The sequence below is a fragment of the Cytobacillus sp. C11.1 genome (genome assembly GCF_058145115.1).
Map to the genome: position 1 here is coordinate 4,795,797 of NZ_CM176935.1, position 20,881 is coordinate 4,816,677.

The 20,881-nt window shown below is 38.4% G+C and carries 32 protein-coding genes and 1 pseudogene; 7 read left to right on the forward strand and 26 right to left on the reverse strand.

The window, feature by feature from the left end:
• The first annotated feature begins 57 nt into the window (after nucleotides 1–57).
• Nucleotides 58–1,368 carry a hypothetical protein gene (locus AC3ZVC_RS23695; protein WP_490065520.1) on the forward strand — a complete coding sequence of 437 codons (1,311 nt, stop codon included), beginning with the start codon at nucleotides 58–60 and terminating at the stop codon, nucleotides 1,366–1,368.
• Here the strand turns inward: AC3ZVC_RS23695 and AC3ZVC_RS23700 are convergent.
• From AC3ZVC_RS23700 to AC3ZVC_RS23710, 3 genes are read right to left on the reverse strand one after another with little or no spacing between them, the layout of a single operon-like run.
• Entirely contained in the window at nucleotides 1,365–2,006 is a 642-nt protein-coding gene (locus AC3ZVC_RS23700; protein ID WP_490065521.1) for a hypothetical protein, read from the reverse strand. The genes AC3ZVC_RS23695 and AC3ZVC_RS23700 overlap by 4 nt on opposite strands.
• Before the next feature lie 14 nt (nucleotides 2,007–2,020).
• Entirely contained in the window at nucleotides 2,021–3,139 is a 1,119-nt protein-coding gene (locus AC3ZVC_RS23705) for an FtsK/SpoIIIE domain-containing protein (RefSeq protein ID WP_490065522.1), read from the reverse strand.
• Nucleotides 3,136–3,327, reverse strand: coding sequence for a hypothetical protein (locus AC3ZVC_RS23710; protein WP_490065523.1), 192 nt, complete (start codon nucleotides 3,325–3,327; stop codon nucleotides 3,136–3,138). The genes AC3ZVC_RS23705 and AC3ZVC_RS23710 overlap by 4 nt, the downstream gene beginning before the upstream one ends.
• 352 nt (nucleotides 3,328–3,679) lie before the next feature.
• On the opposite strand from AC3ZVC_RS23710, the gene AC3ZVC_RS23715 reads away from it, so the two are divergent.
• Nucleotides 3,680–3,892 carry a helix-turn-helix transcriptional regulator gene (locus AC3ZVC_RS23715; RefSeq protein ID WP_490065524.1) on the forward strand — a complete coding sequence of 71 codons (213 nt, stop codon included), beginning with the start codon at nucleotides 3,680–3,682 and terminating at the stop codon, nucleotides 3,890–3,892.
• Nucleotides 3,889–4,083, forward strand: a complete 195-nt coding sequence (locus AC3ZVC_RS23720) for a DUF4177 domain-containing protein (protein WP_490065525.1) — start codon at nucleotides 3,889–3,891, stop codon at nucleotides 4,081–4,083. Before AC3ZVC_RS23715 ends, AC3ZVC_RS23720 begins: the two co-directional genes overlap by 4 nt.
• A 14-nt stretch (nucleotides 4,084–4,097) precedes the next feature.
• Here AC3ZVC_RS23720 and AC3ZVC_RS23725 read toward each other — a convergent pair whose 3' ends face one another.
• Both AC3ZVC_RS23725 and AC3ZVC_RS23730 read right to left on the reverse strand, forming a co-directional pair.
• Entirely contained in the window at nucleotides 4,098–4,322 is a 225-nt protein-coding gene (locus AC3ZVC_RS23725) for a LexA family protein (protein WP_490065526.1), read from the reverse strand.
• Nucleotides 4,315–4,542, reverse strand: coding sequence for a hypothetical protein (locus AC3ZVC_RS23730; RefSeq protein ID WP_490065527.1), 228 nt, complete (start codon nucleotides 4,540–4,542; stop codon nucleotides 4,315–4,317). Before AC3ZVC_RS23730 ends, AC3ZVC_RS23725 begins: the two co-directional genes overlap by 8 nt.
• 103 nt (nucleotides 4,543–4,645) lie before the next feature.
• Between AC3ZVC_RS23730 and AC3ZVC_RS23735 the strand changes: the two genes are divergently transcribed.
• Both AC3ZVC_RS23735 and AC3ZVC_RS23740 read left to right on the forward strand, forming a co-directional pair.
• A complete protein-coding gene (locus AC3ZVC_RS23735; RefSeq protein ID WP_490065528.1) occupies nucleotides 4,646–4,975 on the forward strand; it encodes a YolD-like family protein in 330 nt (109 codons plus the stop codon).
• A 2-nt stretch (nucleotides 4,976–4,977) separates the two neighbouring features.
• Complete coding sequence (locus AC3ZVC_RS23740) at nucleotides 4,978–5,358, forward strand: YhjD family protein (RefSeq protein WP_490065529.1); 381 nt, start codon at nucleotides 4,978–4,980, stop codon at nucleotides 5,356–5,358.
• On the opposite strand, the gene AC3ZVC_RS23745 is transcribed toward AC3ZVC_RS23740, so the two are convergent.
• Complete coding sequence (locus AC3ZVC_RS23745) at nucleotides 5,355–5,528, reverse strand: DUF8096 family protein (RefSeq protein ID WP_490065530.1); 174 nt, start codon at nucleotides 5,526–5,528, stop codon at nucleotides 5,355–5,357. The genes AC3ZVC_RS23740 and AC3ZVC_RS23745 overlap by 4 nt on opposite strands.
• 183 nt (nucleotides 5,529–5,711) lie before the next feature.
• Here AC3ZVC_RS23745 and AC3ZVC_RS23750 point away from each other — a divergent pair, with 183 nt between their 5' ends.
• Together AC3ZVC_RS23750 and AC3ZVC_RS23755 are read left to right on the forward strand one after the other, a co-directional pair.
• Complete coding sequence (locus tag AC3ZVC_RS23750; RefSeq protein WP_490065531.1) at nucleotides 5,712–5,873, forward strand: hypothetical protein; 162 nt, start codon at nucleotides 5,712–5,714, stop codon at nucleotides 5,871–5,873.
• 119 nt (nucleotides 5,874–5,992) lie between these two features.
• Complete coding sequence (locus AC3ZVC_RS23755) at nucleotides 5,993–6,775, forward strand: hypothetical protein (RefSeq protein WP_490065532.1); 783 nt, start codon at nucleotides 5,993–5,995, stop codon at nucleotides 6,773–6,775.
• A 76-nt stretch (nucleotides 6,776–6,851) separates the two neighbouring features.
• Here AC3ZVC_RS23755 and AC3ZVC_RS23760 read toward each other — a convergent pair whose 3' ends face one another.
• The 20 genes and pseudogenes from AC3ZVC_RS23760 to AC3ZVC_RS23855 form a co-directional block, all read right to left on the reverse strand.
• Nucleotides 6,852–7,100 carry a DUF3006 domain-containing protein gene (locus tag AC3ZVC_RS23760; RefSeq protein ID WP_490065533.1) on the reverse strand — a complete coding sequence of 83 codons (249 nt, stop codon included), beginning with the start codon at nucleotides 7,098–7,100 and terminating at the stop codon, nucleotides 6,852–6,854.
• Nucleotides 7,087–8,790, reverse strand: coding sequence for an S-layer homology domain-containing protein (locus AC3ZVC_RS23765; protein ID WP_490065534.1), 1,704 nt, complete (start codon nucleotides 8,788–8,790; stop codon nucleotides 7,087–7,089). Before AC3ZVC_RS23765 ends, AC3ZVC_RS23760 begins: the two co-directional genes overlap by 14 nt.
• A gap of 118 nt (nucleotides 8,791–8,908) precedes the next feature.
• Nucleotides 8,909–9,694 carry an N-acetylmuramoyl-L-alanine amidase family protein gene (locus tag AC3ZVC_RS23770; RefSeq protein WP_490065535.1) on the reverse strand — a complete coding sequence of 262 codons (786 nt, stop codon included), beginning with the start codon at nucleotides 9,692–9,694 and terminating at the stop codon, nucleotides 8,909–8,911.
• 44 nt (nucleotides 9,695–9,738) lie between these two features.
• On the reverse strand, nucleotides 9,739–9,996 hold the full coding sequence (locus AC3ZVC_RS23775) for a holin (protein ID WP_490065536.1): 258 nt from the start codon (nucleotides 9,994–9,996) through the stop codon (nucleotides 9,739–9,741).
• A gap of 12 nt (nucleotides 9,997–10,008) precedes the next feature.
• Nucleotides 10,009–10,293 (reverse strand): hypothetical protein, encoded by a 285-nt coding sequence (locus AC3ZVC_RS23780; RefSeq protein ID WP_490065537.1) that lies wholly within the window; start codon nucleotides 10,291–10,293, stop codon nucleotides 10,009–10,011.
• Between the two features lie 95 nt (nucleotides 10,294–10,388).
• Complete coding sequence (locus AC3ZVC_RS23785) at nucleotides 10,389–10,529, reverse strand: hypothetical protein (protein ID WP_490065538.1); 141 nt, start codon at nucleotides 10,527–10,529, stop codon at nucleotides 10,389–10,391.
• Nucleotide 10,530: 1 nt separating this feature from the next.
• Nucleotides 10,531–10,836 (reverse strand): hypothetical protein, encoded by a 306-nt coding sequence (locus tag AC3ZVC_RS23790; RefSeq protein WP_490065539.1) that lies wholly within the window; start codon nucleotides 10,834–10,836, stop codon nucleotides 10,531–10,533.
• Between the two features lie 10 nt (nucleotides 10,837–10,846).
• Entirely contained in the window at nucleotides 10,847–11,896 is a 1,050-nt protein-coding gene (locus tag AC3ZVC_RS23795) for a hypothetical protein (RefSeq protein ID WP_490065540.1), read from the reverse strand.
• The gene (locus tag AC3ZVC_RS23800) at nucleotides 11,896–12,735 is read right to left on the reverse strand and encodes a hypothetical protein (RefSeq protein WP_490065541.1); all 840 of its coding nucleotides are present in this window, start codon (nucleotides 12,733–12,735) and stop codon (nucleotides 11,896–11,898) included. Before AC3ZVC_RS23800 ends, AC3ZVC_RS23795 begins: the two co-directional genes overlap by 1 nt.
• Nucleotides 12,735–13,844 carry a siphovirus ReqiPepy6 Gp37-like family protein gene (locus AC3ZVC_RS23805; RefSeq protein WP_490065542.1) on the reverse strand — a complete coding sequence of 370 codons (1,110 nt, stop codon included), beginning with the start codon at nucleotides 13,842–13,844 and terminating at the stop codon, nucleotides 12,735–12,737. Before AC3ZVC_RS23805 ends, AC3ZVC_RS23800 begins: the two co-directional genes overlap by 1 nt.
• Before the next feature lies 1 nt (nucleotide 13,845).
• Nucleotides 13,846–14,736: a phage distal tail protein gene (locus AC3ZVC_RS23810; protein ID WP_490065543.1), complete on the reverse strand. Its 891-nt coding sequence runs from the start codon at nucleotides 14,734–14,736 to the stop codon at nucleotides 13,846–13,848.
• A gap of 14 nt (nucleotides 14,737–14,750) precedes the next feature.
• Nucleotides 14,751–15,527, reverse strand: a complete 777-nt coding sequence (locus AC3ZVC_RS23815; RefSeq protein ID WP_490065544.1) for a phage tail protein — start codon at nucleotides 15,525–15,527, stop codon at nucleotides 14,751–14,753.
• A gap of 29 nt (nucleotides 15,528–15,556) precedes the next feature.
• A complete protein-coding gene (locus tag AC3ZVC_RS23820) occupies nucleotides 15,557–18,199 on the reverse strand; it encodes a phage tail tape measure protein (RefSeq protein ID WP_490065545.1) in 2,643 nt (880 codons plus the stop codon).
• A gap of 220 nt (nucleotides 18,200–18,419) precedes the next feature.
• A complete protein-coding gene (locus AC3ZVC_RS23825) occupies nucleotides 18,420–18,764 on the reverse strand; it encodes a hypothetical protein (RefSeq protein WP_490065546.1) in 345 nt (114 codons plus the stop codon).
• Between the two features lie 12 nt (nucleotides 18,765–18,776).
• Nucleotides 18,777–19,352, reverse strand: coding sequence for a major tail protein (locus AC3ZVC_RS23830; RefSeq protein WP_490065547.1), 576 nt, complete (start codon nucleotides 19,350–19,352; stop codon nucleotides 18,777–18,779).
• Entirely contained in the window at nucleotides 19,353–19,682 is a 330-nt protein-coding gene (locus AC3ZVC_RS23835; protein ID WP_490065548.1) for a hypothetical protein, read from the reverse strand.
• On the reverse strand, nucleotides 19,679–20,038 hold the full coding sequence (locus tag AC3ZVC_RS23840; RefSeq protein WP_490065549.1) for an HK97 gp10 family phage protein: 360 nt from the start codon (nucleotides 20,036–20,038) through the stop codon (nucleotides 19,679–19,681). Before AC3ZVC_RS23840 ends, AC3ZVC_RS23835 begins: the two co-directional genes overlap by 4 nt.
• Nucleotides 20,038–20,385 carry a phage head closure protein gene (locus AC3ZVC_RS23845; RefSeq protein ID WP_490065550.1) on the reverse strand — a complete coding sequence of 116 codons (348 nt, stop codon included), beginning with the start codon at nucleotides 20,383–20,385 and terminating at the stop codon, nucleotides 20,038–20,040. Before AC3ZVC_RS23845 ends, AC3ZVC_RS23840 begins: the two co-directional genes overlap by 1 nt.
• Nucleotides 20,372–20,633: pseudogene (locus AC3ZVC_RS23850) on the reverse strand (hypothetical protein). The gene AC3ZVC_RS23845 and the pseudogene AC3ZVC_RS23850 overlap by 14 nt, the downstream one beginning before the upstream one ends.
• A 47-nt stretch (nucleotides 20,634–20,680) precedes the next feature.
• Nucleotides 20,681–20,863, reverse strand: coding sequence for a hypothetical protein (locus AC3ZVC_RS23855; RefSeq protein WP_490065551.1), 183 nt, complete (start codon nucleotides 20,861–20,863; stop codon nucleotides 20,681–20,683).
• Nucleotides 20,864–20,881 lie beyond the last annotated feature (18 nt).

Below are 20,881 nucleotides of genomic sequence, written 5' to 3' on the forward strand. Positions count from 1 at the left end.
GGGTGATTCGCCCAGAGCGGCGCTTCTCTCAAGGAATTATGGAAGGAGGAAAAAAGGATGGGAGTAGAATTAACAGCTATTCATTGGATATACGTTCTTTTCATTCTGTTTATCATTGGCTTCATGGTCATGAGAAGAGACACAACACTCGTTTGTATTGCAGGGATCTTTTTAATTGCCATCACAGCAACAGGCTCTTTAAGCAGTTCGGTCAGCAGTATTTTTACAAGTTTCATATTTGCCATTACAGAACTTCTTTCTACTATACTGGTCATTTCAGTTATAGTGGCAATGAGCCGGACGCTGACCACAACCGGCATCAATGATGTAATGATTTCACCTTTTGCCAGGTTTATCAGGACACCTTCACTGGCCTATTGGACAATAGGAATCCTTATGATGGTTATTTCATGGTTTTTTTGGCCATCACCTGCCGTGGCGCTAATGGGAGCAGTTCTCCTTCCTGTAGCGATTCGGGTAGGACTGCCTGCACTTGGAGTCGCAATGGCTATGAACCTATTTGGACACGGGATTGCTCTATCGGGCGATTTCATTATCCAGGCTGCTCCGAAGCTAACTGCAGATGCAGCCGGACTGCCTGTGGGGGATGTTATTTCAGCGAGTATTCCGCTTGTAATCGTCATGGGGGCTGTTACGACGATTACAGCTTTCTATTTAATTAAGAGAGATATGAAAAGCGGGAAATTGACAGCTGCTACTGGCCTAACCAAAGACTCACCAAACGAGCTTCAGACAGACGTCAGCCAAAAACAATTGCTTTCTCTTATTCAGAAACGGATTTTTGCCATATTAATTCCTATTTTATTTGCGGCAGACTTGGCAGCCATGTTTGTACTGGACCTGCAAGGCGGAGATGCAACAGCTTTAATAGGGGGGACTTCAATCTTTATCCTGCTAATCATTACACTTGCAGCCCATAGAAATAAAGGGCTCGAAAAAACAACAAGTTACTTAATCGAAGGCTTTCAGTTTGGATTCAGGGTATTTGGCCCCGTCATTCCAATTGCAGCTTTTTTCTATTTAGGGGATTCAGGATTTACTCAAATGATTGGAGATCATCTGCCAAAAGGCTCTCACGGAATCGTCAATGATCTGGGTGTCGGGCTTGCATCTGTAGTACCATTAAGCAAGGAAGTCGGTGCGATCACCTTGACAGCAGTTGGTGCCATTACCGGCCTTGATGGATCTGGTTTCTCTGGCATTTCGCTTGCAGGTTCCATCGCCAATCTATTTGCAACTGCCATTGGCACTGGCGCAGCCACACTAACCGCTCTCGGCCAGGTAGCCGCAATTTGGGTCGGCGGAGGTACACTAAAACACACAATAGACATTTTATTTCCCTACTAACCTATCCTTATTTTCACACCGTGACTTATATCCTTTTTATTCTCGTATGTTAATGATTTTAGACTGTTTACAAATCCAGAAAATGATTCTGCCTGGAACACCTTAAATGGGTATTCAGCATCCAGTGCATACCTTTGCTCAGACAAAATCAATACATGTGGAAAGGGAGCTGCCATAAATCCACTATGAAAGAGATCAATATACCTTTCCATTTTTTCCTCCATTTGCTTTTGTGAGTATATACTGTTTTGTACTTCAATAAAAAATGGAGTCTGCCGGAAGTACATATATACATCAGATTCCACTCCACCTTTCTTTCCATACTTGGGCTCCACCAGGAATGATTCTATCTTGCCGTGCTGCCGAATCTCTTTATAAGTATTTAGGATAGCCAGGAAATGGCCTATCTTCTGAGAGTTCTTTTTTATTTGCACCTCAGAGCCAAAATATAGATAAGGAGTGTATTTTGTTGAGCGTTGGATTTGACCATCCCGCAGAAGTCTTAACAGGACATTATTAGCTGCTAAATGCGGCCTTTTAAGATTAGAGAAATGAAGCTCAGCTATTGAATCCCTATCCATTACTCTGAAACGTGCCAGGTTCTTTATGATGGCTTTATCTCGATTAGTTAACATCATTAAACACATCCTTTTCAGTGATTTGTGGAGGATCCCTCTTTGACCTCTTTTACAGGACCCTTAGCTACCATAAAAGGATTAAGCAATTTTTTTGCATTTTCCATAGTGAGATATGGCGCCTGGATCTCATATAATTTGTCACTATTCATAATGAACCTGCCACTGGTTTCAATCTTATGTGCATTAGGTGTATTAACTATTTTAGATTCCATGGCATCCCTTAATTTAAAACCCATGCTTACGGTCAAATTAGCGCGTATTGTCGTATCGAGCACCTTTGCATTAGGGCGTTGCATTGAGAGGATAAGAATCACGCCAAGAGTTCTCCCAATCGCTGCTATTTCCGTTAAAATATCCATGATCTTTTCATCTTTCCTCAGCATTACAAATTCATCGATACATACAACCAAGTATGGCCGTTTGTGTTCAGCCGGCAGTTCATCCACATGACTGACTTCAAATGTCTCTGTTAGATCACTTCGTTCATCCAGCTCCTTTTTGATATGGAATAGCATCTTTTGAATATCTCGGGGACTGCTGTGAACGGATTGCACATGCTCAACCTTCCGGAATATGTGAAACTCTGATTTCTTACAGTCGCCTAAATACAATTCCAATTCTTCTGGACGCTTACTAAGGATCATTGTGGTTAATATGGACCGTAGCTGAGTGGATTTCCCTGATCCGGTTTCCCCTGCGATTAAGATGTGTGGTTGTTTCAATAAATCAAAGGCCACATACTCCCCTTGCCGGTTCTTTCCACAGATGACTCCCAGTTGAAAAGAATCTATGGTTTCTTTAATGTCTTTATAGATGTAAATCAATTCAGAAGACGTTGAGGCGTTATAGATCTTAAGTAAAAACTTTTTATATTCGCCTTCAAGTTCTATCCCATTTCCAAAATGCTGCTGGAAGGCAAAGAAATTCTTTTCTAAAAGTTCCGGGTTTAATCCGTTGGGTAAAGTGAATGTGATGGTAGTGGATTCTTTGGCAAGGTCTACTGAGTGGATTTTTGGGAAGATTAGTCGTTCATTATCCTCTGTCTTATAGGTTAAGTGGATTTTCCCGGATTTAAAGGCATCAATAAGTTTCTTTCTCACTTTGAGTTTTTCCCATTCGCTTTTAAATTTCATCTTAACCACCCCAAAATAGCGTTTGTTTCAAGAAAATACACGCCAGCTACAATTCCAGCTATTGGCAGTAAGATTTTAAGTGTATTCCCCAAGGCATGATAACCAAAAGATTCAAGTGTTTTCTCCAGACAGGTCACTGCAATAGTGGCTGCACCTGCAATAAAGAACATCGGTTCAAATAACATCATTTTTTCCTCCTAAAAGTTTTTTGAAAATTCACGAACCCCCTCGCGCTCCCCCTTCAGGTCTTCTGGCTTCGCCTCCCTCTTAACAGATTTTCTTTTTGCTGTTCTTTTAGCCTTTTTCGTTGTACAAATGCATTAGATATACATGGATGAATCTGTGTAGAAAACAAATATCAAATGCTGCAGCATTCTTTTAGAAATTCATATTCTACTGTGTAGTTACCGTGTATAGTTCATTGTATGGGCAAACAACTAGAAACTTGCCTGTCTATCCTAAATTTCTTTGTAATTATCACAAGTAATTTATGAAAGGATTCAATTAGCTTGTATCGAATACATATAATGGGTGATAAATATGGTAATCGTCTTAATAGGTTCATGGATTAAACAATCTCCTTACAACCGGCCAGAGATCTGTAAGATATTCGGTATATCTCAGAACACATTATCGAATTGGTGCACTGGCAAAACATACCCATCGATTCCACAAGCATTGAAACTTGCAGCATTACTAAACGTAAAGGTAGATGACCTATATAAATTACAGGAGGATGAAAAAATAAGATGAAAAATTTTGAATACAAAACTGTTTCTTTTGGAAAAGCAGGGGGTTTATTTAAATCAAAAGATAAGAGTTCGCCAGACGAAGAATTAAATAAATTAGGGCAAGAGGGCTGGGAATGTGTTAGTGTATATTCCCAAGTAATTGGAGGTTCTGCAACCGAAGTAAATTACTTATTCAAGAGGGAAACTGAATAAAAAATTAAACCGTCTCAATTAAGAGGCGGTTTTATTATGCGCAGCGTTCTTGGCTGTGTTGGCTCCCAGCTGATATATCCTTTATCCTTTAATTTATGAAGAAGGCCCCTCACTGTGGATGGTGATTTCAATCCTAACATTGCAGCTATATCACGATATGCTGGCGGGTAATTATGTGCATTCACATATTGATTTATCACTCCTAAAGTTTCTTTTTGTCTCCTGGTTAAATCACGCATAATTAACCCCTCTTTTTCTACGTTGTTTGGCTGCAGATAAGATGTTTGCTCGTTTAAACAATCTAAGCTGCTGTTTACCAATATCAAATGTCAGGATGCCTTCCACAGTTATTTTTCTAATAATTACTGACCTATGTGTGAGTTCTCCAGCATCATTTATATAGATTAAATCAATCGGTAATTTACTTTCCATTGAGTATTTAAACAAGCAATTCATCATTTCCAGCTCCTTTTGACATAATAATATACGAACAATAGTTCGACTTCAAGTTGATTTCCGAACGAATGTTTGTATAATTTATAGTATAAGGAGCTGACAGGAAATGATTCGTGATCGCGGAAAAATGAAATGGCAAGGCGCATTCTTTATGCCTGAGCATTTAAAATTGCTAAAACAAATAACCTATGATGAAAATAAACAAAAGAAGCCGCAGCTGGATGAACAGGAACTTGAGGAGATTGGATTTGTTGTTATGGACTCACTGAACTATACCATTCCCATTAAGGTAACGATCTGGCAGGATGGTTTTTTCCAGGCTATAACCGGAATAGTTGATAAAGTGGATATGCTAATGAAATACATCCTTTTTAATTCTGAGGAAGGGAAAAGAAAAATCATGATTGAAGAAATCACGGCTGTTGAGAGGGTTTAATTATGACAAGGATTCCAGAGAAAGACCGCGATATTATAGAACAAGCAATTTATCTTCCTATGCTGCTAACCATTCTTGAACGTGATCGAATCATTATCGATAAAGCAGGCTTTAAACTTAAGGAACCTTATCTGCACTTAATTGAGGAAACCATTAAGGCTGTTCAGAGGGATTTAAAAGAAACAAGGAATGCTATAAGGCAGGGCCAGATGAAGGTTGAGCAGATTGCCCGCGATGATGCTTTTACAATGTTTTTATTCATCTACAAAGGGTTTGAAGAACAGCACAACTACTTTAACCCACGGATCCGGAATAAAGTGCAGGAGTTAATGGAGTACTATCTTTATAAGCGATATAAATCAAAAGAAAAAGCCAATAATTAAATCGACTTTTTCATTCCACAATTACTACACTCTCTAAGGAATTCACCATCGCCAACTTTGGATTTAAAATGTGAGTTTCCGCAATTGTCACAGCGCCCAGCTTGCTTATCAGGTAATTCATTATAGGTATAGATTTTATTTAGTTCAATATTATCGTAATCGTATTCCATGTTGTCACCCCAGAAGATAATATATCAAACATTGCAGGATAAATGAAGGCTGTTTATTATTCACAAATTAGACACAAGGACTTTTCTCCTATTAGCTGAATTATTTAGCTGAAGGGAGGGATAAAATTGAAGACCAAAAATAATATAAATCCACATTGTCATGTTTGTATGGAAGAATTTAAGATGGGCGTAGATGTAGTAATGGATGGTACCTTTAAGGGGATCATACATGCAGATTGTAACTATCTGCCGCCAGGTGAGATTGAAGATCGAGGGAAATTTGAGGATATTGTCATGAGGAACCAAAGGTGGTTTAGCCAATTTAATCATGTAATAATGCACTGAAATTAACGCCCCTCTCGATTGAGAAGGGCATTTAATTTCTCATTAAACTAAGTTTATTAAGATTGATTTTTGAGCACCTTGAACTAATATTTTATTATTGTTTATATGAGGTGATAATTATGACATTAATTTCGGCGGTTGTTACAAGCTCTATCCTTACTAATGATACGGTTTACTTAGCTTGTGATAGTAGGGTTAATTTTGCTTCAGATGATGGAAAACCTACTTCTTATACAGATCAGGCAAATAAAGTAGTAATTGTAAATGACTTTTTGGTAATTGCATATGCAGGAGATTACTATAAAGCTAATTTAGCTATTGAAGCATTTAATAAAAATAATATAGACACCAATAAAAATATCTTTAATGTTGCACTAGATATCAGTAACAAGTTACAGGAGAATTTTAACGGCAAGGATACTTCTTTCTTGATTTTTATTAAAAAAGGGAAATGGAATGTATATGAAGTTGATTCTAATACGTTTATTCCCCAACCTAAGTCGGTCGGTCTTCATTTGATAGGAATGGGGGAAGAAGAACAGGATGAATTTCGAAAAGCCCATGACCAAGCGCGGAAAGAAATTGATCCTCCAACAATAGATGGACTTTATACAATTCCTTTACTAAGTGCATTTCAGCGATGTTTTAACCAAGACGTAAATGGTATAGTGAGCTTTTTTATATTAAACAAATTTGGTATTTCAAGACTGGGTATAGGTGCTAACAATGATGGTGAAAATTGGATTCTCTATATTCCGGAAAAAAATGTTACAACTAGGTTCGTTAATGGCAATCCTTTTGGTTCAATAAGCACAAATTTCAAAGAAATAAAAACGGGCGGTGATAAATACCTTAATGATTTGCGTCAATTTTTACAAAAGAAAAAAGATAAAGTGCTATAAATTAGAAAAAACTGGTGATTTTGTACGATAAACAGCATATGAGATAGCCCCTCTCATTGAGAAGGGCTATTCTTTATTACTTTCTCTTTAGTTTACTCAGTAATTCTTTTACTTTTTGTCGATATTCCATGGTTTCTTCTTCTAAAAACTGTACCTTTAGAACTTGTTGATTTTCATCAAAGGTAACTAAAAGAATATCGCCTTCATGAAATTTCTTTCCAAGTTTACTCTTAGGAATAACCTTTTCTACAGATTCATCATCTCTTAACAATAAGACTGCTAAATCTCCTTCAAAACGGTCAAGAGTATACTTACTTGATTTCACTTACCTTCACACCTTCTGCATTATATAGCTCCGCTGCATCTCCACTATTGTTCCATATATATGACCCGGTCCACTTTAAATAAGACGGTGGCTGATCCTTTGCATTTGTTCCAGATGTAACATACACTGTGGCTCCTGCCCTTAAGGTATACCCATCAGGGAAATGATATGTTTGGTTTCCTTCAACACTGACAAGTTTCCACCCTGTCATTGGCACATCGACAGTATCATTATTATTAATCGTAACAATCTCATTATCTAAATCTACATCAACAAGGCTAACATTCGCAGGTGGATCCTGCGGGTCACCTGGATTAGAATCCGATGTACCATGTACTTCAAAGGTATTTCCATCGGTATCAACAACGATATGGCTGGAAGTAGCTGTTGAGTAAACTTGAGATCCGACAGATAATAATCTATCGACTACTACAGAATAAGGATGACCATATTGATTTCCTTCACCATAAGAGAGTATCGAGGCTTCAGGTGATACTTCCTGCAGGAATGACAGGGATGAAGAAGTATCCGAACCATGATGGCCTACTTTAAGCAACTCTGCCTCTACATTATATTTTTCGACCATTTCTTGTTCTGCCTGAATATCTGCGTCACCTGTAAGCAAAAAGTCAATGTCGTTATAGGAGACTTTTAATACAACCGAACCTTCGTTACTGTCTTCCCCTTCATCATAGGTATTTAAAACCTGTATTTTCAAGGAAGAATCCAGCTCGATAAACTCTCCATCATTGGCTACTTTAAAAGGGATATTTTTCTCATCGATTAATGATAAATACTCCAAATAAGTTTGTGAGGTGTGAGAAGCACCACTATCCAAAACTTCCTTTACCGGCAGCATCTTAAGAACATCGACTAGTCCTCCAATGTGGTCCGCATCAGGATGAGTTGCAACCAGGAGATCAACCTGCGACACACCTGCTTCCATAAGGTAAAGAGGCACTCGAAGGTCACTAGATTTTTTTCCTCCGTCTATTAAAATATTCTTACCATTTGGAGTTTTGATTAAAATACTGTCACCCTGACCAACATCAATAAAATGAGTTTCCATTTCAGGGCTAGGGAGCGTTACTTTAAACTGGTCATCTAATGCTCTGGCAAGGAACGCTGAAAAACCAGACCTTTGTAAACTTGTATCTGGCCTAAACGTTCCGTCTGGGTATCCGGCTGTAATTCCATCAGCTATAATTCTCTTTATGTAAACATAAGCAGACATATTAGGTGTCACATCTGAAAAATCAGACTCTGCTTCTTCTACAAGATTAAATGCCCTAGCTAGGAAGATTGCCATTTGTCCGCGAGTGACGGGATTATCCGGTCTAAATGTGTTGTCTGGAAAACCAGAAATGATCCCCATTTGTACTGCTTTATCAATGTAACCAGAAGCAGTAACACCGGCTTTAACATCTTTAAATTTCGTATCCCTCGGTTCTTCATTTAGACCTAAAGCTCGGCCTATCATGATTGCAGCCTGGGCTCTTGTAACTGTAATATCAGGCCTAAATGTATTATCATGAAATCCACTTATAATTGATTTGTCAGTTAAATAAGTGATCTCCTGATAAAAACGGTGTTCAGAATTTAAATCTTTAAAGCCCTGTGCGCTGGCTGTTTGAAATACTCCAGTCAACAGCAAGATTGTAGCAAAAAACACACTAAATATTTTCCTCAATATGTTCCCCCTCCTTTATTTTTCCATTCAATTATAAAGGAGGAAAAATTTGTTTTCTACCAATTTACAAAAATAGTTATTTATTTTCCAAACTACTTACAATTAAAAAATAAAATACTCAATCCTTCGGTATGCCTTGAATATACCCTCGTTCCACTGCAACATACAGCAAACCAACTGCATCGGGTATAGTCATATCACCTTTTAAAAACTTTTCCCTCCACACTTTTGCAAGTGCAGGATCCTTTTGTTCAAAACGCTTTAAAACAACTGCTACTGAATTATTAATGGCTGCACTGGTAGGTCTAAAAGGTTGAGCCATAATATCTTCCACCTCCTCTTTCACTCTAGCTGATGTTATCTTTAGTTTTAATCCAAATGCTTTAACTATCCCATTTACATGCCCGCGAGCAATCCTATCAATATATGCTGATTGTTTTAACTTAGCTGCATCATTAGGGTTATCGATAAAGCCATTCTCCGTTAATATAGCTGGCATATCGCTTTCCCTGAGCATGTGCAAATTACCTTGTTTCTTTCCACGGTCCTCAAAATCCACTTGTTTCATAATTTCTTCGTGGATAACATTCTGATGAGCAGTCGTCGCACCACCATTGCCAGGATAGATAAAATCCTCATATCCATTCGATTTACCATTGAAGGCATTGATATGGACCGATAACAGGAAATCAGCTGCCCATTCATTTGCCATATCCGTCCGCTGATTAAGTGTTAGTGTTTTATCAGTCTTCCTGGTGAGTTTAACAAGAACATTTTCATATTCTAAAAGCATGGCGTCGATTCGCTTGGAGATTTTGAGTGTCAATACTTTTTCAAGGAGTCCATTTCCTACCGCACCCGGATCAATACCACCATGCCCGGGATCAACCATTACTTTAAGCAATTAAAACCTCTCCTTCCATAAGAAAAACCGCCCAGATGGGCAGCTCACTTAGTAGTACCTGGTCTATTGACACCTAATTCAAAGAGACCCGTTGCAGCTAAGCCGGCAAACGCCCCTGCCCACAACCTGAGAATAAGTTCGAGGTCTGTAAAAGGAGATGCAGCTGCACCGATTAACAAACCGACAACTAAAGCAATCAAAGGCAAAAGATTCTTTGGAATATCAAATGTTCGTTTAACTAATTCCACAAATGCCAGAACGATGGGTAAAATAATTGTTGCTAAAATTATTACTGTTTCCATTTCATATCACTCCTAAGGTTTTTTTACGAATGCTTCAAACAATAAATAAAGCAGGCCTCCGGAGCCCGCTAAAATGCCTGCCATTTTCCAAAATTGTTCCTGAGCAAAGGATTTACTTTTGAGCACATGATCCAGAAGCTTTTGGGTCATTTCCTGCTGCTTACCCGATTCTTTCAAAACTGTATTTTCTGTTTCTGATAACTTCCTGCTTATTTCGGAGTTTATTTTTTCTTGTTGGATTCTATAAGCCTCCAGGCTTTGAATCCTTTCCTCATGGTTGTCTAATCTTTGTGGCACATCCATCTCCTCCAATGTCCATTGCCCCCCTTTTGCACTTTCTCCGTATGTTTTTAGACATAAAAAAAACACCTGATATGGTGTTTTGCTTTTTATTAAATTTCAACAATTAAATCTTGATGTCCGTCATTAATCAGTACTTCATCAATATCTGGTTTAAACTGAGGATACAGGGTTATTACTGCTTTATAATCCAATTTACCAGCTTCAATTCTCATTGCTAAATATCCTGCCATTTTATAGTCCTCCATTCATAATTAGAAAATCTAATGCTTCCTGTGTTGCTTTCAACTCAGCTTTTAAAGCAGCCATTTCTTCTTCTTGAGTAGGTAGAATATCTACGTATTCATAGAAAAGTTCAGTCCCACTCCACTTTAGAACAGCACTTTTACCGCTTATAACTTCTGGCTCAGGAATGCTTTCCGCAAAAAAACCACCAGCTTCAAGTTCAGCTTTTGTTTTTCCCATTCCTAATTTTTCGTCAAAGGGAAAATAATGTTGAAAAGTTACCTGACTATTTTCGCCAACTTGAATATAAATCATAGTATCCACCTCATTTTATAGAGTCATAAGTATGCCATATAGCGATAAAGGAATCGGTAAAAAATCCGTCTGGATTTAACGGTAGGTTTTTAGCAATACTACCATCACTTTTATTTACCACTTTTATGGCTTTTTCAATTCCATCAGTTGAAGTCTGTGGTTCGATAAAATAATACACATAATTTAGATCATGTGTTGTGAAGAATTTATTGTTAGTTTGGCCTGTTTCTGTTGAGTCAATTGATTTAGTCCAAACAATTGTTTTATTTACTAAATCAATCTTATAGAGGTAATAAGAAGACAAAGGGTTCCCAAAGTTGGAGTAACCTGAAACATAGGCGTAATCATCTTCAACAGTGAAAGTAATATCTCTTCCAGTTGATGCATTTACACTTGCTATAGTAGTATAGGCAGCTAGGTTGTTATTGCTGACATACCTTAATGTCCCCTCTATCACAAAGTAAATTTTATTACTTTTCGAAAGTGCAACTTTACTGTAAGATGCTGAATCGCTAAATGTTGAAATAGCAGTTAAAGCTGTAGAAACTGTTTTGACTCTTATCATCAATGTTCCTGAATATCCAGACCAGGTTAGGATAACTAAATCATAGCGATCATCAACTACAGGCTTATTGCAAACACGAGAATTACCATATGAAACTTCATTAATAAACGAAAAGTTATAGTCATAGCGTTTTAATCTGAAATTTGTACTATCCGCAACATATATCCATTTATTTTTGGGCGAACAAGCAATCTTATCACCAGTGGTAAATGACTGCTTCCAAATAAGCGAGCCTGTTTTAAGCCCCAGGCAATACACATGCTGATCTGTTACGAAAAACATTAGATTATTCTTTAAATCAAAACAGAAATCTTTAATTGGTCTGGCGTTAGCCTCTGCATAACTCCACCGCATTGATTCATTGACCCTATAGGATGTTTGTGTTTTATTGTACTGTGTAAACAGTCCCATAATTTCTTGTTTAAGTCCTATGTTATGGGCCATTAATCGGTCAGATGGAAGTAACGAATTAAAGTGTTCTGGAATATGAGGCATTACTGCTTCACCTCGTTTTGAATGTTCCCATTAGCATCGTAGATTAGGGTGAAGGTCTCCGTTTTAATGATCGTTAACCCATCGGTAGCATAATAGTCTATTGTTTGTTTTGTGTAATTGGTGTTAACGACATCAGACAATACACTTTTTTTATACAGTGTGCCATTTGACCGCTTCCATTCAACTGTAGTGTAAACATTATTTGTTCCATCCAGGTTAGAACGATAAATATTCAATGGACGTTTTAATTCATCTAACACTGACTCTAGGTTGCTAGAATCAAAGTTATTGTTGGGATCGTTGACGATTACAGCAGCCGCATCAACGTTCTGCATTGCGAATAGATTATTAACTGTTCCACATAAGGCCGAATTCCCACGGGTATCAGTTATATTCGATTGAACTATTGCTGTAACCCCGACTCCAATATAAACATCTGCAATTCCTAATTCATAGATATCCGCATCCCGCTGCAGTTCTGGTGCAACCGGAGATGAAGCAGGTACCCCTTTTTTCACCACAGCTCTTATCATTCTGTCCTGATAATTCAGCTGGATCACAATGCGATCAATACGATTTAAGACACCATCCGCTATATCGTGATTTACAATAAGATCAGATGTATTTTCGTACATATATCCATTGATATAGGCCACACCGTTTTTTAAGATTGTGGACATCCCCTCATTTTCTACCAGTTTCAAACTGGTTTCCGTTTCAGGAAAATACCCGTTTTTAATAAACTTGTTAAAGTATCTGGCAAAGTCTTCAGCTTTATATCGCCTATCGCCAACACCATTTACCTGGACACTATTAAAAAAAGAGGATTGTTCTGCCATTACTTTTTCACCGCCTTTTTCACTTTCTCAATGAAACTAGGAATGTTGCTGCCAAAGTTCAACTGCATCGAAAATCCTTGCTTATTCTCTTTTTCCACTACCGAGATGATCCGGGTGTGGAGGATAATTCCTAATTCATCATTACGGACGCTAACCTTATCCCCCATGAAGTAATCTTCACCGTGAATAAAATTTGCCTCTCCATCCACATCACTTTCAAAAGTTCGAATGGTGCCATTTTCCGAAAGAGTATTTTTCCCCTTCTCCTCTAAAAGCTTCTGATATTCTGCATCCGTTAATGTAATACTCTGGCCATTATCATTGGTGTATGATTTTTTGACATCTGTGGCTTCAACAAGAATCTCTTTCCGATCAAATCCAGATAGGTTATCATTCACTGTAATACTAGTTTGACCGGTCTCAGATTCTTCCCCAAGTACAAGTGCCGTCGTTTTAAAATCCCCGACACTCTCCGAATAATGTTGTTTTAGGACATTATCAAATTCCTTGGAGAAAATAACATTAGGATTTATAGTTTCCTCAGTGGATCTGTCTGCGCCCTGCCAAACGTCAAAAACAAATTTCTTGTTTTGATGATCCAGTAATATATCAAAGGAAACATCATGCTTTTTGCAAAGTTCATATAGGTAATCACATAAAGGACTGTTTACAGCACCTTCAGTGGTCTCTATCGGAATACCCCTACTTGCGGATATTGCCAAATTAGGAATAATCCTATTCGGATTTGAGGGGGCAACTGCATTTACCTGGACGAATGACTTCATGACATTCTCAATGGTTCCTGTGAATTCCTGCTGGCCAAGTACCAGCCGATCATTAAGTAGGAAATTTAAGGACGGAGCAATGATCTGTAGCTCTGTTGATTTTTCATCCCGGTACTCTCTTGTTTTTATTAGGTATCCTTTTGATAAATCAGTTGTTTTGGTTATGATTCTGTCTGGCAGCAACAATTCCATTGCTCCGCTTGATCCATCCACAGTCATATAGAGGACGCTAAGGGAGTCATAGCTCAGCTGGATTTCCACTTCTTTAAAATCATCGATAATCCCTAAACGATTAAGGTTCAAATCAAAAATATAAAACTCCATGCTACACCCCCAGCAATCTTGGTGTGAATGTCATCGAAACTTCCAAATTATCAATTCCCTCCTCCGCATCATAACGGAAAAGGTTATCTCCAATGTCCAGCTGCAGGAACACGCTTGTTAAGTCCAGAGCGTTAAACAAGTCGATCTCCTGTCCATTCCTGAATAACTTAACCCTTTTTCTCCGCTTATAAGTGGAAATCTCAATTATATCTCCCGCTTGCATAGTTGTATTAATCTTTAAAGAATCATAGGTATTAACATTGATAAGGAAAGGATTAAGGAGAGTTCCAAGCGCTTTAAATCTGATGATCATCCCTGTGCTTTCCTGACCTTCATTTAGCACATTTACTATTAACGATTGTGAACGGTACCCCATTTCGATTCCGGTATCTTCAGGTATTTCTAAAGGGAATTCAAATGCGCCTTGCCATAAAGCGATATCTACCTTTTCTGCGTGTTTAGCATAAAAGAATGGATCATTGGCGGAGAACTGTAATAAACCCTTGAGCCAATTCTGGTTATCATTTTCAAAACCAGTAAGAAATGAAGGAGCTCCCTCCAGGTTCGCATTAAGATAATACTCTTCGCCTGCCTTTGTCTGAATATCTATCCGAAAAGGATTAGCCTTTGGATTAAACACCCTGTATGCCTGATTCCTTTTTTCCTCAATCCACCAGGCATCTGAGACGCTTTTATATATAAAAAACGGGACCTCAAAGTCCTTATTATTTAAGACTGTATTTTGATAATTGGAACCAACACTGGTGCTCTCTGAATAGTTAACTGATGCCGTCAAGCCACTTAAAGCAAAGTCCTCAGATAAACGAAAATGGCGACCGAATGTAATCGAATCGCCACGACTGTTGGTAATTGTCATATTATTAATTATCATTCGATCACCATCCTTTAGAATTCATATGCCATTCTCCTTAGCATTCTTTCTGTGCTTCTTGTACTGTCTGTAGTGGTGCTGATGTGGATGGTATTATACATTTTCTTGGATTGATCAATGGTACTTGTTACAGAAGAGCCGTTCCCTGATCCACCCATCATTCTTTGAGCACTATTTGAAATGCTGCCATAAACATTTTCCACAGCTTTATTTAGCTTTGTAGAAGTTGCCTGAATACCTTGGATTAGTCCCTCATTCAGATTGATGCCGTAACCTCTGAATACTCTTGAAGGAGAATTAATATCAAACAATCCAGTGAATTTATCCTTAATATTGTTAGCAATTTCAGCAATTTTTGTATAAACAGCTGATGCTTTGCTTCCTACACCATCAATTAAGCCTTGAATGATGTCTTTACCTATTTGGAGTAAATCGATATCCTCAAATTTATTGATGATCGGATCTACAACATCTTTTGTGATTGTAGTAAGCAAGGTGAAAACAATTGAAATGATACCATCGATCAATGCAAGCAAAATGTCTTTTCCTGCACTAAGAATTGTGGGTAGATTATCAATAATTGCCTTAGCTATTTGAATGACCAAATTTATTGCTGTTTGGATTAATGTTGGTAAAATCTTTATGATCCCATCAATTAAAGCTTCTAGGACCTGAACACCAGCAGATATGATTTTTGGTAAATTTTCGGCTAGGGTTTTAACAATTGTAACAATCAAATTAATCGCAGTTTTGATCAAAGAAGGAAGAATACTTGCTATTCCCTTTATCAAGGCGGTTAATATTTCAACCCCAGCAGAAATTATTTTAGGTAATCTTCAATCAAGGTTTTCACAATTGAAGTTATGAGAAGAAGCGCCGCGCCAATCAATAGTGGCAGAATGGATGTTATACCTTCTATAACCGCATTTAATATGCCTATTCCCGCCTCAATTACCTGTGGCAAAGATTGGGCTATGGTAGTTACTAATGAAGTTATAATCTGAATAGATAACTCGATGATAAGGGGTAAAGCTTCACCAATCCCCTGAATTAACGATAGAATCAAGCTTACTCCTGCTTCTATTACAGATGGTAGCGCACTGATAATCCCTTCAATTAAATTTAGTACAATAGTTAATCCAGCTCCGATAAGTTGTGGAAGGCCGACTTCTAAAAATTCAATAATACTTGCAACTACACCATTTATAGTTTCGATTAATACACCTTTATTACTTTCCATCCCCTCAGCAATTGCAGGAAGGAAGCGCGATGCTGAAATGATTAGACCAGGTATACCACCAACCATAATACCGATTAATGTGGGAAGAATCATTTTGAAAAACTCACCTAGTTGAGCAAAATCTCCATTCAATATTGCCATAATGGATGAGCCTAAATTACTAAACGAAGAAATTACCATATCCACTATTGGCCCCGCAAAATTACTTACAGCAACACTAACTTGGGCGAATGTTTCTTGTATAGAGCTTAAGGCATCATAAATAGTGGTTTTTATACTACCAAACGCAGTGGATGCAGTTTTTTCTATGGTTTTCCAGTTTTGATATAGAGCTACCCCTGCAGCTATAAGAGCAGGAATTCCAACTGCTATTCCTGCAATTATTCCTATTAATGGAGCCATTCCTATACCTAGGGAAGCTACTCCAGCTTGTAGAGTAAATATTATGGGAGCCAAAGCCATTATAGCTCCTATTACTATCCCTAATCCTGTAGCAACAGATGCTATCGTTGCTGCTAATTTAGGATTTTCAGAAATCCACCCTGCAATTTTAGAAATAATATCAGCAATTATTGCTAATGTAGGTTCTGCTGCAGTTTTAACATCCTGCATTGCTTGGGCAAATTTTACTGCTGGGTCACTTTTTACACCTTCTGTAGATTTAGCAAGATCATTAATACCTTCTCCCAAATCAACTGTGGCTTCTTGAGCATTGATTAGAGTTTGTGTTAAATTGATGCCATGCTCTTCATATAAAGTACCAAAAAGCTTTACACCAACGAGATTTCTTGAAGTCTCATCATCGACACCTTCCAAAGCTTTGGCGACTTCAATCATGGCTTTAGATCCGACTTCTCCACCCGCTGCCACAGATTTTCCCCATTCCTGCAATTGCTTAGTAGAAATACCTGTACCCTTTAATAATTCCGCTGTGGCTTCGTCTACACCAGCACCAAACTCTGCAAGAACAATCCGACCTTCCTTTAATCCGTCAAGTAGGACATCGATATTCCAGGAATCTGTTTGGACCCCAGCCATCATTATGGCTTGTATTTCTTCTGCTGAATAACCGGCACGTTGAAGTTGTGTTCCATATTCAGCGATAATATCGAGTTGATCGGGAGGGAATCCCATTTTTAACAAGGAATTTGTAAGTCCTAAAGCTTGTTCATCTGTTATTTTTAAGGCTGCAGAAATTTCATTTGTTTCTTGTATTAATTCAGTAAAATCAATGTCTCCATAGGCTTTTGTTATGGTTGTCGCGCCTCTTATGATAGCCTCATTCGTTTCGTCAGAAGCATCCTTATTAAGAGCCCATTGGCGACGTACACCTTCAAGCGCTGCCTCTTCATCACCAATAGAAGCCGTCACTTCTCGGACAGATGATTTTACAGCTTCTATCGAAGACTCAGGAATCTCCATAGAAATTTCTATTTTTGTATCAATGGATGATGTATTAAGAGCCTGTTCAATTGCACCTGCAATTCCACCACCAGCTACAAGGGCACCGGCTACTCTTTCCAGACTGTCTCCAATGCCTTCCACAGATTCAGCAGCCTCTTCAGCTTCCGATTGTAGTTGCTGTAAATCACGACGGATATTTTGAATGGAGTTTCCGCTATCAACGGATGCAAGGGAAGTTCTTAATTGTTCAATATCTCCTCCTGCTCCAATTGCCTGCCGGCCAATTCGTTGGAAAGCATATTCAAGGTCCCTGCTGGTCGCTGTGCCGTTCTGAATTGCCCTGACTAATCTTTGGCCTATGACATTCGCATAATCCTCTACAGATGTTCCAGTGGCTTCAAACAAAGCACTCATTTGCCTTGTTCGCTGCCCTACCTGCTCTTGCTCTGTTTGCATATCCTGCAATGCCTGTTGAAATCCTGCCATTTGCTGTTCAGTCTGCTGTAGTTCCCTACGGAAACCGCGGTATTGTTCCTGTGATATTTCACCACGTTCAAATTGAGCTTGCACCTTAGCTTCAGCTTGTCGTAGCTGATTAAGTTTTTCAGATGTAGATTGAATAGCATCAGTCAATAACTGCTGCCTCTGCGCAAGGAGCTCAACATTGTTAGGATCAAATTTAAGAAGGCGCTCAACATCTTTTAATTCCTGTTGGACCTCTTTGGTCCGATTATTTACATCCCTAAGAGCATTCTGAAGCCCGACCGTATCCCCGCCAATTTCAACTGTAATTCCTTTAATTCTGCCTCCACTTGCCATATTCTCACCTCACTTTAGAAAGAATCAAAGTCTTTTTGGTTTGCTTTCCGCTTTTTATTCTTGGATGGCTTATTCATCTCAACATACTCGGCAATGTAGTCCAGACACATGCCAATTGGCATTTCTTTAAGATCATCGAGAGATAACCCAACTTGACGACATAAAACAAGGAACGTGTCAGTGGAGATTGTGTCTCCTTGACCCGTTCCTTCTGTGTTTTCTATTTTTTTTTAGATTGAATAGTTTTGTAGAGTAAATCTTGTATTTCCGGTACTAGATCTATGATCGGGAATGAATCAAATTCATCCAGCCAGGTCATGACGTCCGGAATATCCTTGTTTGCCTGTTTGGCCAACACCCAAATGAAATTGTAGAAAAACTCAAAATCAATGTTTTCAATTAAGTCTACATCAATGGTGCCATTTTCCTTTGCCTTTCCACCTTTTACAAGCCTAAAAAGATCAGAAAAGAAATCCCGCTGAAATTGCGCTTTATATCGGAGTACAGTGGCACCTGTGCTTTTAAGCCTTACTTCTTGACCATCAATAACGATTGTTCTTTCCAATTAAATCACCTCTTAGACTGCTGGAGTCTTTTTATAAACAGCTGAGAACCATGCATCATAAACGGCAGCAGGTGTAGCAGTACCTGTTTTTGTTTTAACCATTTTCTTGCCCTCAATAATGGCTGGGCTTGCGACAAAAGTTAATTCATTCGTATTTGGTTCAGTGGTGTTGGTTTTTGTAGAAGAGGAGATGGACGGACGATTTGCTGTGCAATTATACAAAACATGGCGAACCGCTTTAACATCACCTTCAAATTGGAACAACAAGGCAAAAGGCTTTTGCTTTGCATCGGCAATTTCAGTGATTACTCCATCAGTAGTATCTTTTTCTTCCCCTAAAGCATCGATAGCAAATTGCTCAGGAACAGTTGCAATGTTCAATGTACCGTCATACCCCTGGTTACTATTGGCCACATAATAGGCAACATTATCAGCATAAAACTCTGAGAGTTCTCCACGTGGTTGAAGAGAAATCTCCACACCGCCTTGGATTGGAATTGGTGTATCATAAGTAATTACTCCAGCAGCATCCGTATAAGTAGCATAATGAACATTTTCAAGACCAAAGGTAACTTTGTTTTCTGGCATTTAGATCAACCTCACTTCATAAAATTTTTGAAATAATTTTTCGGAATCAATAAAAGTCTCGGAGGATTCATAAGGGATCTTATGGTCATCCAAGACTTTTTCTAAGGTAGCTTCAGCTGCTAAATCTTTTTTAGTTGTATAAAGCTCGATATTTACGTCACTGATTTTGGTATAGACCTTGTTATCGGCAATGAAATTAGGATCGCTGTCCACAAGATAACAAATATATGGAGGTGCCGGCACATGATTATTTTCAGTAGCTGTCCAATGCGAATAAGTAACTGGCAGACCAGTCAAATCAAGTATTTGTCTTAACTCTATAAGTGTCATCCGTCAATCGCCCTTTCTATCTTCCTCAAAAACTCAGCAATGGCCTCCTGCTCTGCTGGCCGGATATGAGGTATACCCTCAACCCTGCCACCTCCAACTTTTGCATGGCCATTCTCAAGCAAATGAGTAAGACGGTATTCAGTGGCATTGTGGATGATAAACTTATTCCCTACCCGCTTTGGCTTCCATCCTTTTCGATAATCACCGGTTAGCTTTGGAGAAGGATGCTTCTTAAGCTGAGAGACCAGTTCCTTAGAAACCTCTTCCTTAGAGGTTTCAACCTTTTCTCGCACACCTTGTTCATACATTCGCAATTGCCTCATTATTTCATTGGTGAGATTATCAACGCCCGCCATTACAAACGCTCCCTTGCAAGAATAGTCAAGGTTGCATCCAGTTCATCATCATTTATTGGAGGCTCAATAATATCAAAAATACGACCATTAAAATCAATCCTCATATTCTTGCTAATCCCTGGAATGTAATGAATTACAAAACGATAAGTCACCTCAGCTTGATCAGATGCTGCAGCTACATATTCTGAACCTTTGACTGTTTTAATCATTGCCCAAGCACTTTTATATTGACCCAATACAATCTCTTTTTGTCCAAGCTCATCTTCTGTTGAAGTAGACTGAAGAAATGTAATACGGTTACGGAACAACCCTGAGTTTAACCGGCTCCGGTATTTAAATGGTTGCATCGGAATCATCCTCTAACACAATGTCTTCAAGTGCTTTATCAATGCCAAGACTATTAATCTCACTTAAAAAATTATCATTAAAAAACTCCAGTGCATCGTTATAGACATACCGAGAACGCTCAAAGACTAGCTCCTTGAACGTTTCATCGGTGTTTATGTCATAAATCCCACACGATCTGATTAGTGCCTTATTTGAAGAAGAAAGGATGCGAATCAGGTTCTCATCCTCTTCGATCCCCTAAATGCATCCTATCCTTGAATTGCTTTAATACCTCAGGAGAGATTTTCACTTACATCACTCCTCTTTTACTTCGACCTTTTCAATAAAAGCCTTTTTATGTTGAGGATTCTCCTTTGAAAGCTCCTCTAAACGTTTCCTATTGGCTTTGGCACCTTCCCTTGGGAAATCATCGCCGACTTTATAAAGAGTGTTATCGTCCTCTTTATCATAAAAGCTATTAATCACTTTATATGGCATTATTAGTTACCTCCTTTT